The organism is Nocardia heshunensis, assembly GCF_054782115.1.
Genome location: NZ_BAAGTC010000009.1, coordinates 395,408 through 406,644, shown reverse-complemented (window position 1 = coordinate 406,644; position 11,237 = coordinate 395,408). Strand labels below are relative to the sequence as shown.

Genomic DNA, 11,237 nt, shown 5'->3' with positions numbered 1-11,237 from the left:
GGAACGGGGGTTATTTGTGGGCGTACTCCCAGAGAATGTCCTCGTCGAGGGCCTTGCGGATGTGCTCCTGCAGTTCCGGGTTCCAATCCTGCGGCTGGGCTACTGCCACCCAACCGTCGAGGACTGTGGTGCCGTACTTGTGGCCATGCCCGGCGGGCACGGACTGGGCATGCGCCATGTCGGCGCTGATCTGCCAGAAGGTGACGATGGGCCACCAGCGGATGGACTTGGAGACATCCGAGCCGCGTGGTTCCTTCAGCCAATCCGGTTGGGTGAACAGCAGATCCGGTGACCACCAGACGATCGGGTCGGAGGCGTGCTGGAGATAGACCACCCTTGGATCGGTCCAGGGGCGGGCCGGTTTGGCGAGATCCTCGGCGGTAGCGCCGAATCGGACCAGCAGGCCGTCGGCGTAGATGGGCAGGATCTCCGGGGTGCCCGGGTCGCGGCGCTGTTCGAGCTGGGTCCAGATGCGGTTGGAGTTGGGCGGGCCCACCCACAGCACACCATCGACCAGGGTGCGGATGTCATCGAGTCCCGTGAACGCGCCTTCCGAACCCTGCGAGCCCAGACTCTCTCCGTATACCAGCAGTTTCGGGCGGCGATCCGGCGGCAGCGTCGCCCACTTCTCGTGCACCGCGTGGATGAGCAGCTTTCCGGCCTCGGTCGCCTTGTTACGGTCGGACAGGAACGACAGGACGCTGGGCAGGTACGAGTACTGGGTCGCGGCGATCGCCTCGTCGCCGCCGTACATGTACTCGATCGACTCCGCGGTCTGGGTGTCCACCCAGCCGGTGCCGGTGGTGGTCACCACCACCAGCGCCTTGCGCTCCCAGGCATTGGTCCGATCCAGTTCCTGCACAACCAGATTCGCGACATCCTCCGGCGTCTTGGCCGACTCCAGCCCCGCATAGATCCGAATGGGTTCGCGCGCAGGCCTACCGGTCACCTCGGTGATCCGCTGGGCGGTCGGCGCTGTCGCGACGAACCAACGTCCCTCCGAGCCGAGCGTCTTCCACGGCGCTAAAGATGCTGGGCTACCAGACCTTTCGGGCAGCTGCGGTTGAATCGCGGCCGGTGACGTCTTGCCGTTGCGCGCTCCGAACGCCGAATTGGCCACATTGAAGAAGCCCCGCGCCAGCACACCCTGGAACAGCAGCACCGCCAGCACGGCGACGATGACCACCACCGCCGGGTAGGCGACGTTCCGCGGTATCCGCAAATCCAGATTCGCCAGCCGCACCAACGCCCGAATCATCCACCGCACCAGACGAAACGCCCCGATGACCAAGGCCACGGTGAGCCCGGCCACCACCTCGGCCCGCAGATACCCCGAGGTGGTCGTCGGTGTCATCCCCATCAACACTTCGAGGTCGCGCTGCCACCGCGCCGACCGCGCCAACACCAGCCCCGCCCCCACCACACACACCAGCACCACAACGATCTTGGTGATCCCCCGCGCCAGATCCGACGGATGCCACAGCTTCTCCCAAGTCCCCGCCTCCGGCACCCGAGGCCACACCCACTTCAAGAACGCCCACTGCAGCACACACCCCACCCCGTACCCGATGACCGCACTGATCCCACTCACCAACCCCTGAAACAACCAGGTACGCGGCATCAACGACGGCGAACACGACCACGCGAAGAAGATCGCCGCCACGATCAACCCCGGATAACTGGGCCGGACAACATCCTCGAGCCGATCCGCAACCGCCCACACCCGCCCCAACAACGACTGCTCCCACCCGGCCGGGCCCGTCTCTCCACCCCCGCCGGAGGTCACCTCGTCGCCGTCCGCCTTGTCACCGGGTCCGGGCTCGATGCCGCCCTCGACCTCATTGCCACTCACCGGCTCGTTGCCCGACCGATCCTCCGCCGTCATGCCCCCGAGTCTGGTCGTCCGACTCGCAGAGCAACCGGACGACACGCGCATGGCGGCCCGTCATTCCGGCGTGTTCTTGGCCGGAATCCGCGCGAAAGGTGACATGGCCTCGTGGCGTGGATCCCGGCCAAAAGCACGCCGGGATGACTGAAGTGGAGGCACACCGGATGACTGTGTAGGTGCCGGGGTCAGGGGCGGTGGCGGGCGGCGGCGGTGCCTGCGCGGCGGCCGAAGAAGGTGCCGTCGCCGAGGGAGGTGCCGGAGATGTAGCCGAAGCCGTGGAGGCCGTTGGCTGCTCGGCCTGCGGCGTAGAGGCCGGGGATGGGTTTGCCATCGAGGTTCAGGACGTGGCCGTCGAGATCCGTGTGGAGGCCGCCGAGGGTGAAGACGGAAGCGCCGGTGCCTCGGCGGTCGCCTGCTTCGGCGGGTGGGCGGATGCCTGCCTTCACGTCGATGGCGGCGAAGGGGGCGGTGAGGGGGCGGAGCCAGCGGGTGGATTTGTGGTGGTCGAGATCCTGTCCGTGGGTCGCGAATTCGTTGTAGCGGGCGATCGTCGCAACCAGGGAACCTGCCGGGAGACCGGTGAGGGCTTCCAGTTCTTCGGGCGTTTCGGCGACGTGGGTGGGTTGCACGCCCCAGCGCTGGGGTTCGGGGACGTCTTCGAAGCCGGCTTCGTCGACGATGACCCAGACCGCGGTGTCGTCGCCGGCCCAGCTGCCGCCCATGTTCTGGCGGTAGAGGGCGTGCTGGCCGATGCGGCCGGGGTAGGTGTCCTCGTTGATGAAGCGGCGGCCCAACGCATTCACCACCAGACCGCGCGCGGCCAGGCCGGGGATGAGGGACATACCGACCTGTCCGGCGGACATGTGGCGGACGGCCGCGCCGAGGGCCTGGGCCATGCGGATGCCGGAGCCGTCGTCGGTGCCCGCGCTGACCTTGGTGTGGCCCAGCAGCTCCGGCGCGTGGGCGGCGAGCATGTCGTCGTTGTCGACGAAACCGCCTGTGGTGAGCACGATTCCGCGGTGCGCGCGGATGGTGATCTCCTTGCCGTACTGCCGCGCGACCACACCGACGACAGCACCGGCCGCGTCGACGATCAGGGTGGTGGCGGCGGTGTCGAACAGTGCGGTGGCACCGGCGGATTCGGCCGCGGCGCTCAGGCACTCCATCAGCAGTTTGCCGCCGAAGTCATTGGCGGTGGGCCGATGCCCGCGCGGGGCGGGGGCGGCGGATTCGGTGAACGGCCAGCTGTTCTCGCCGAGCCACATCAGCCCGTCGTCGGTGGGCGGCACCCAGGTCGGGGCGTCCCACATGGTCGGCTTGAACGGCACGCCGCGATCCACCAGCCAGTGGAAGTGCTCGACGCTGCCCGCGCAGTACTCCTCGATCTTGGCCACGTCCGAACCCGCGCCCAGGGCCGCCTTCAGGAAGGCCGCCATCGCCTCGGGGGTGTCATCGAATCCGCAAGCGGTCTGTATCGGCGTACCGCCGCCGAGGTAGATCTCCCCTCCCGACATCGCCGACGCGCCGCCGGGCCCACCGGCCCGGTCGATCACCAGCACCCGCGCCCCGGCGTAAGCCGCCTCGTAGGCGGCCGACGCGCCCGCCGCTCCGTAGCCGACGACCAGCACATCGGTGTCGATGTCGTAGTGGCTCACCTGGCTGTCCGCCCGCGGCGTGACCGAATTCCGCACTGTCATGCTTCGACGGTGCCCGCTGAACCACCTCCTACTTAGCGGTACATCTTGCTGACCGAATCCCCGATCCCGTTGACCGGGACTGTGACCCGTCACCCGACCGAGCAGTGGGGATGGTGTGTGAACGGCGTCACTGTGGTTGGGGACGCCTGCACGAGGAGGAGAGTCAATGCGGATTCTGGTCACCGGAGTCACCGAGCCGAGCGGCCGGGCCGTGGCGCGCATGCTGCTGGCGGCGGGCCACGAGGTGGTCGGACTGGACCGGCAGCGGCATCGCTATGTGGACCCGCGAGTCGAGGTGATCGTCGGCGATCTGTCCGACGCCCAGGCGGCCACCCGCGCGGCGGCCGGGACGGACGCCATCGTGCACCTGTCGGGCACCGCCACCGCGACGATCGCCCGCGCCGCCCAGGAAACCGGCGCCCGCCTCGTGGTTCCCGTTGCGGCGGGCAGTGATTCGGGCATCGAGCAGGCCGTGAAGGCTTCCGGCGCGGACGCGCTGATCGTGCGCACCGCCCTGGTGGCGGGCCGCCGCATGGACGCCCGCGCCTGGCGCACCCTCGAGGGCCTCACCGGCGGCAAGGGCAGCATCCAGGTGCTGCACTACGACGATCTGGAACGCTTCCTGGTGCTGGCGGCGCTCTCGCAGCGCGGCGGAGTGGTCGAGCTGGCCGCCCCGGGCGAAGTGTCCGGCGACGAGGTCAAGCGCATCTTCGCCGATGCGGGCGTGAAATACAGTGCGTGGCTACCGAAGTCGTCGACGGCACCGGCCCGCCTCGAGGCATCGACCGCTCGCGAGGAGTGGGGTTTTCGCTACGGCTGGACCGCCGCCGAGACGGTCGCCGATGTGGCGCGCGGCCTGCACGGCCGCAAGGCCGGTGGCTCCGGGATCAGCGCCCGTCGCGGCGCGATCCCGCTGCCCACCCACGTGGTGCCGCAGAACGCCCCGACCTCCGACGGCTACGCGCTGAAATCCGCTGCGCCCGAAGGCCTGGACGGCGAGTTCGACGACCTGGTCGACGACCGCATCCCGGTCTACACCGCCACCAATACTTCCGAGGCGCTGCCCGGCCCGCTCACCCCGCTGACCATCGATCTGCAGGCGGGCGCGATCCGCCTGGGCAACGAGGCCATGGGCCACATGATCGCCATCGAGGGAATCGCGTTGGAGCACTGGGTCTCCCGTGTCACCAGCGTGCTCGGCCACAATATGTACATCAACGCCTCCATCGGCGTCTTCTCCGCGCAGAACATGCCGGGCTGGGACGAGGAGAGCGTGCGCCGCGACGTCTACGGCACCATCGGCGACGTCGAACTGCATCCCAAGGGCCGCCCGGCCATGCCGACCGGAATGGCCGCCCGCGCGGGCACTTTCAAGGCCATGGGCCGGGTCGCGGCCACCGCCATGAAGTACGCCAAGACCGCCGAGCACATCAATGCCGCTTCGCACGCGGAAGCGCTGACCCGCGACCAGATCTCGGAGCTCACCGACGAGCAACTGCATGCCCGCGCCCTGCTGTGGCGCGACCGCCTCAATCAGGCGTGGCAGGCGGCGTCGATCGGCGTCATGATGACCGGCGCCGCGACCGCCGCGCACAAGGGCGAGGTCAAGATCGACCTGAATCGCCTGGAGTCGGCCAAGACCATGCTGGCCGTGGAGCGGCTGGCGGCGTTGTGCCGCAAGGACGCCGGGCTGCAGGAGGTCGCCAAGAGCGGCGATGTGGCCGCGGCCCGGGAGAAGTCGCCCGAATTCGCCAAGGCCCTGGATCAGGAGCTGGCCCGCATCGGCCACCGCGGTCCCGGCGAGTGCGAGCTCATCAATGCCACCTTCGGCGACCGCCCCGAACTGCTGGTGACCGCCGCCGGTCGGGCCGCGGAAATGCCTGCGCCGCACCGGGAACCGGTGCCGGAGCCGAGCAGCCGCACCGCCAAGATGGCGGTCGGCGCGACCGTCTACCGCGAGCGCGCCCGCGACGCCGTCGTGCGGGTCACCAACTGCTTGCGCCTGGCCACTCAGGAGCGCGCGGCGCGCCTGGTGCAGGCGGGCAAGCTCACCGAGATCGAGGATTCGGCGTTCCTCAATCTGGACGAGATCCTGTGGGCTCCAGCTGATCTGAAGGATCGGGTGGCTCGCCGGCGGGCGGAGCGGACCAAGTTCCAGGCCGTGCGGATGCCCGATGTCGTCAACGGCCCGTGGGAGCCGGAGGAGATCTCCGGGGCGATCGCGGTGGGCGAGACCATCTCCGGGCTGGGTGTGAGCCCCGGCGTGGTGGAGGGCACGGTCAAGCGCATCCTGACCCTCGACGACGATATCGAGCCCGGTGACATCCTGGTGGCCGCGGTGACCGATACCGGCCACACCGCGATGTTCGCCTATGCCGGTGCCGTGGTGACCGATATCGGCGGTGCCGCCTCGCATGCCGCGATCGTGGCTCGCGAGTTCGGCGTGCCGTGCGTGGTGGACACCAAGACCGCCGTCGATGCGCTGAAGGACGGGCAGCGCGTCCGCGTGGACGGCGCGGCGGGCACCGTCACCCTGCTGGCCGACGTCGAATAGCTCGACCGGGTCGAATGACCCTGTGCACCAGTAAATCTCACTGATCGGCCGCTCCGTCCCACTGAGCGGGACCTGCACCGGACCGTCGCCACCCCGACACCGGGCGGTCCCACTACGGATACCAACCAGTCCCCATGTTGGGGCGGAATGAACGGCAACCAAACCTCCGCAGCGGAGCCGAAAACGGGTGTGGGCCCGGCCTCGGCGAAACGGACCGGGACAAACCTGTCCCGGTCCGCGTTGTACCGAAAGGAAAATCGCAAGTGACGATTTCACGTGCTGTGCGTGGCACGCTGACCGGTGTCGCCGCCGCTCTCATCGCCGCCGTGCCGATCACCCTGACCCCCGCCGTCCAGGCGGCCCCGACCAGTTCGATTCTGCGCCAGGCCCCGATCGGCGCGGACTTCAAACTGCAGGCCGCCCCCAATGCCCGCGATATCGGCGGGGTCGCCGCCAACAACGGTGTCGCGAAGATCAAGTCCGGACTGGTGTTCCGCACCGACGCCCTCAATCGCCTCACCGCCGCCGATCAGCAGACGCTGGTCGCGGCCGGGGTCACCAAGGTGATCGACTTCCGCAGCCCGACCGAGCGCGCCGCGAGCCCGGACGTACTGCCCGGCTCGATCCCGGAGGAGTCGCTGCCGGTCTACGACCCCAACAACGACTTCTACCTGTTCTTCGCCAAGCTCGTGCAGGGTGGCCCGACCGTGCAGCAGCAGCAACTCGGCGACGGTAAGGGCGCGGAGTACATGCGCAACTACTACAAGTGGATGGTCACCGACTCGACCGCCCGCACCCAGTTCGCCACGGCGCTCAAGGAAATCGCCAACGCGCCGGGCGCGATCCTGTACCACTGCACCGCGGGCAAGGATCGCACCGGCTGGATGACCGCGATCCTGATGAGCATCCTGGGCACCCCGGATGCCGCGATCTACGACAACTACATGCAGTCCAACGATCGTCTGGCGGCCTCGAACAAGGCCACCCTGGACGGTCTGGTTGCCAAGGGTCTGGTCACCGATCCGTCGCTGTTCACCCCGGTGCTCGGCGTGCAGAGTGACTACCTGGCCGCGGCGTTCAGCCAGGCCACGCAGTCCTACGGCACCATGAACGCCTTCATCTCGCAGGGCCTGGGCCTCGACGGCGCGACCGTCGGCAAGCTGCAGGCCAAGCTGGTCGAGCAGGGCGGCATCGGCGCCGGTCCGTTCGGCAGCTAGTCGTTTTACCACGGATGCCGACGTCGTGAACCTGACGACGTCGGCATTCGTGTGTCCGCGTCATGTCCGCTTCCGGTCGGGTACGTACATGCGAAAATTCGCATGGTGCACGAGATCTGGGAACTGGACGGTCGGCGCACCCGCTCGGTGAGTGCGGAGAACCCCACCGGAGCACCCGGCGGGGGCGGCCGGGCCATCTCGGGGACAGGGGCATTCGCGGCGGCGGGGCTGGGACGCGGCTGGAAGGTGTCGCCGTCGATCGATGTGGGTCCGGGGGAAACCGCCACGCTCGCCGACGTTTCCGGGCCGGGCGTGATCCGGCACCTGTGGCTCACCACCGATCGCGGGCTGCTGCGCGACTTCACACTCCAGATGTATTGGGACGGTGCGGCCGAACCCGCGATCGCGGTGCCGCTGGGGGATTTCTTCTGCAACGGCTGGGGCGAACTGGCGCTCGTCGACTCCGCCATGATCGTGGTCGCACCGGCGGGCGGGCTGAACAGCTACTGGCCCATGCCGTTCCACACGAGCGCACTGATCACGCTGCACAACGGGTCGGAGCGGGCCGCGCCGGTCTACTACCAGATCACCTATCTGGAGGAGGAGTTACCCGGCGCCGCCGGGTATCTGCATGCCCGGTGGCGTTGCAGCGATCCGCTGGGCAACCCCGCGGAGCATCCGATCGTCGAAATCGACGGTGGCCCCGGCCGGTACGTGGGCACCTATCTGGCGGTGCAGCCGCGCGCGTCGGGCTGGTGGGGCGAGGGCGAACTGAAGTTCTATCTGGACGATGACACCGAATTCCCTACGGTGTGCGGCACCGGTACCGAGGACTATTTCGGCGGCGCCTGGAATTTCGATCTCGAGGGCGCTTATCGCCCCTACTCCACCCCCTATCTGGGCATGCCGCAGGTGCTGCCGCCGCATCGAATCTACGAACCGCACCAACGATTCGGCATGTACCGCTGGCACATTCCCGACCCCATCTGTTTCGCCGACGGGCTGCGCGCCACCGTGCAGGCGCTGGGCTGGCGCGAGGACGGGCACTACCTCCCGCTCGAGCAGGCCCAGCTGGCCTCCACCGCGTTCTGGTATCACGCACTCCCCTGATCCCCCAGCGGTTCCCGTAACGATTGCGGGAAAACAGGAAGAATGCGATTGCTATTGCGTAAAACGCGTCGAATGCGCGCCGCGCGGGTGCATGGTATTGCTATGCGCGCCTTGGTCGTCGAGAAGCCTGGACAGTTCTCGGTGGAGACCGTTCCGGATCCGCTACCCGGCGTTGGGGATGTGGTCATCCGAGTGGACGCGGTCGGCATATGCGGCACCGATATCCATATCGTCGAGGGTGAATTCCCGCCCACGCCCTATCCGATCGTGCCGGGGCACGAATTCGCCGGGGAAGTCATCGCGCTGGGGCGCGACGCGGCCGGGGTGCGGGTGGGCGACCGGGTGGCGGTGGATCCCTCACTGTTCTGCGGGCGCTGCCACTTCTGCGCGATCGGGCGCGGCAATCTGTGCGAGAACTGGGGCGCCATCGGCGACACCGTGGACGGTGCGATGGCCGAGTACGTGAAAGTGCCAGCCGCCAACTGCTATCGGCTGCCGGGGCACGTGCCGTCCGCGCACGGCGCTCTGGTGGAACCGCTCTCGTGCGCGGTGCACGGATTCGATGTGCTGCCACGGCGTCTCGGCGCCCACTACCTGATCTACGGGGCGGGCACCATGGGGCTGCTCATGCTGCAGTTGGGCATCGCGGCGGGCGCGGCGTCGGTGTCGATGGTCGACACCAATGCCGATCGCCTTGCCATCGCCCGCACCCTGGGCGCGGACGCCGCCACCATCTCCGCCGACGATATGGACCGGCCCGAGGGCTGGGAGATCGTGATCGATTGCAGCGGAACGGTCGCCGCCATCGAGGACGGGTTGTCGCGGGTCCGCCGCGGCGGCACCTATCAGCAGTTCGGTGTCGCCCCCGCGGCGGCGCGCGCGAGCATCTCACCGTTCCGCATCTACAACGACGAGATCACGATCGTGGGCTCCATGGCCGTCCTGCACAGCTTCGGGCGGGCCGTGGATCTGATGGGCGAGGGCGTGATCGACGCCGACACGGTGATCACGCACGACTTCGCCCTCGACGAGTTCGCCGATGCCCTGCGGACCTTCCGCGCCGGCACCGGACGCAAGATCCAGCTGCATCCCGGACGACGGGCGGCACGATAAGACAGGCGGGCCAATGACGGTCGTTGCCGGAGTCGACTCCTCCACACAGTCCTGCAAGATCGTGGTGTGCGACGCGGATACCGGAACGGTATTGCGCCAGCGCCAGATTCCGCACCACGACGGGACGGAAGTGCCGCCGGACATGTGGTGGGAGGCGCTGCGCGCGGCGTGTGACCGCATGATGCGGGATGTGGAGGCCATCGCGGTGGCCGGGCAGCAGCACGGGCTGGTGGTGCTGGACGCCGCCGGGCATCCGGTGCGGGACGCACTGCTGTGGAACGACACCCGCTCGGCGGAGGCGGCCACGCAGCTCGTGGGCGAACTGGGCGGACCGCAGGCGTGGGCGGACGCGGTGGGCAGCGTGCCGTTGGCGGCGCACACCGTGGCCAAGCTGCGCTGGTTCGCCGACCATGAACCGGAGTTGGCCGACCGGACGGTTCGAGTGCTGCTGCCGCACGACTATCTGACCTGGCAACTGCGCGGCGGGGATCCGGCGAGCGAGCCGACCACCGATCGCGGGGACGCCTCCGGGACCGGGTACTGGTCACCCGCGGACGGCAGCTATCGGCCCGATCTGATGTCGATGGCTTTCCGTGGGCGCAGTCCGATGCTGCCGCGGGTGCTGGCGCCCGCCGAGATCGCGGGGCATACGCCGGGCGGTCGGTTGGTGGCCGCGGGCACCGGCGACAATGCCGCCGCCGCATTGGGTTTGGGGATCGAGGACGGCGATGTGGTGGTGTCGCTGGGCACCAGCGGGACGGTCTTCACCCGCGCCACCAGTCCGAGTGCGGATCCCTCCGGGGCCGTCAACGGGTTCGCCGACGCCACCGGGGCGTTCCTGCCCTTGGTCTGCACCTTGAATGCGGCGCGCGTCCTGGATGCGACCGCCGTACTGCTCGGCACCGACGTGTCCGGCCTGGAAGTGCTTGCGGCCCAATCCCCCGCCGGGGCAGACGGTCTCACCCTGCTCCCCTATATCGCGGGTGAACGCACCCCGAATCTCCCCTACGCCACCGGCAGCCTGCACGGCCTACGCCCGCACACCATGCGCCCGCATCACCTGGCCCGCGCCGCCATCGAGGGCATGCTCTGCAATATCGCCGACGCCCTCGACCGCCTCCCCACGGTCCCGCATCGAATCCTGTTGATCGGCGGCGCATCCCGCTCCCGCCTCATCGCCCACGCCGCCGCCACCATCTTCGGCCGCACCGTGACGGTCCCCAACCCCAGCGAATACGTCGCCTTGGGCGCGGCCCGCCAAGCCGCCTGGGCGCTGCGCGGCGGCCCTCGCCCACCCCGCTGGCCCACCCCCGGCGGCACCGACTTCCACACTCTCACAGCCGGAATCGGCGCGGCGGTGCGCCAACGCTACGGAGAAATCAGGGACACCTACTACCCCGAAGCAGTGATGAAGCCCGCCTAACCGGCGTTCCGATACACCACCGAATCATCGGACAGATAGTCGTCCCACGTCTTGTGCCGAGTGATGTAGGTGCGAATGGCGTCCCGAACGATCTCCTGCTTGGACCGCCCCTCCATCGCCGCCTGCGCACTCAGCGCAGCTTCTTCGTCCTCGCTGAGCCGCAAAGTCCATGCCACGGGGAAGTCATACCACCTCGAAGTGACCGCCAGCGACACAACTGTGAAAAAGGGCTACT

The 11,237-nt window shown here is 68.6% G+C and carries 8 protein-coding genes; 5 read left to right on the top strand and 3 right to left on the bottom strand.

Annotated elements, in window-relative coordinates; all coding sequences use genetic code 11:
• Window positions 1-10 precede the first annotated feature (10 nt).
• Window positions 11-1,885, bottom strand: coding sequence for an alpha/beta hydrolase (locus ACYVN4_RS29880; protein ID WP_460725342.1), 1,875 nt, complete (start codon window positions 1,883-1,885; stop codon window positions 11-13).
• Between the two features lie 188 nt (window positions 1,886-2,073).
• Entirely contained in the window at window positions 2,074-3,585 is a 1,512-nt protein-coding gene (locus ACYVN4_RS29875) for an FAD-dependent oxidoreductase (protein ID WP_460725341.1), read from the bottom strand.
• Window positions 3,586-3,751: 166 nt separating this feature from the next.
• Between ACYVN4_RS29875 and ACYVN4_RS29870 the strand changes: the two genes are divergently transcribed.
• The 5 genes from ACYVN4_RS29870 to xylB all read left to right on the top strand — a co-directional run bounded on the left by ACYVN4_RS29870 (window position 3,752) and on the right by xylB (window position 11,002).
• Complete coding sequence (locus ACYVN4_RS29870) at window positions 3,752-6,139, top strand: PEP-utilizing enzyme (protein ID WP_460725340.1); 2,388 nt, start codon at window positions 3,752-3,754, stop codon at window positions 6,137-6,139.
• Window positions 6,140-6,402: 263 nt separating this feature from the next.
• Window positions 6,403-7,356 carry a tyrosine-protein phosphatase gene (locus ACYVN4_RS29865; RefSeq protein WP_460725339.1) on the top strand — a complete coding sequence of 318 codons (954 nt, stop codon included), beginning with the start codon at window positions 6,403-6,405 and terminating at the stop codon, window positions 7,354-7,356.
• 105 nt (window positions 7,357-7,461) lie between these two features.
• Complete coding sequence (locus tag ACYVN4_RS29860; RefSeq protein WP_460725338.1) at window positions 7,462-8,466, top strand: glycoside hydrolase family 172 protein; 1,005 nt, start codon at window positions 7,462-7,464, stop codon at window positions 8,464-8,466.
• A gap of 102 nt (window positions 8,467-8,568) precedes the next feature.
• Entirely contained in the window at window positions 8,569-9,579 is a 1,011-nt protein-coding gene (locus tag ACYVN4_RS29855; protein ID WP_460725337.1) for a zinc-dependent alcohol dehydrogenase family protein, read from the top strand.
• Between the two features lie 13 nt (window positions 9,580-9,592).
• Window positions 9,593-11,002, top strand: a complete 1,410-nt coding sequence (xylB, locus tag ACYVN4_RS29850; RefSeq protein WP_460725336.1) for a xylulokinase — start codon at window positions 9,593-9,595, stop codon at window positions 11,000-11,002.
• On the opposite strand, the gene ACYVN4_RS29845 is transcribed toward xylB, so the two are convergent.
• On the bottom strand, window positions 10,999-11,178 hold the full coding sequence (locus ACYVN4_RS29845; protein ID WP_379357074.1) for a ribbon-helix-helix protein, CopG family: 180 nt from the start codon (window positions 11,176-11,178) through the stop codon (window positions 10,999-11,001). The two genes, xylB and ACYVN4_RS29845, sit on opposite strands and share 4 nt — an antisense overlap.
• Between the last annotated feature and the right edge of the window lie 59 nt (window positions 11,179-11,237).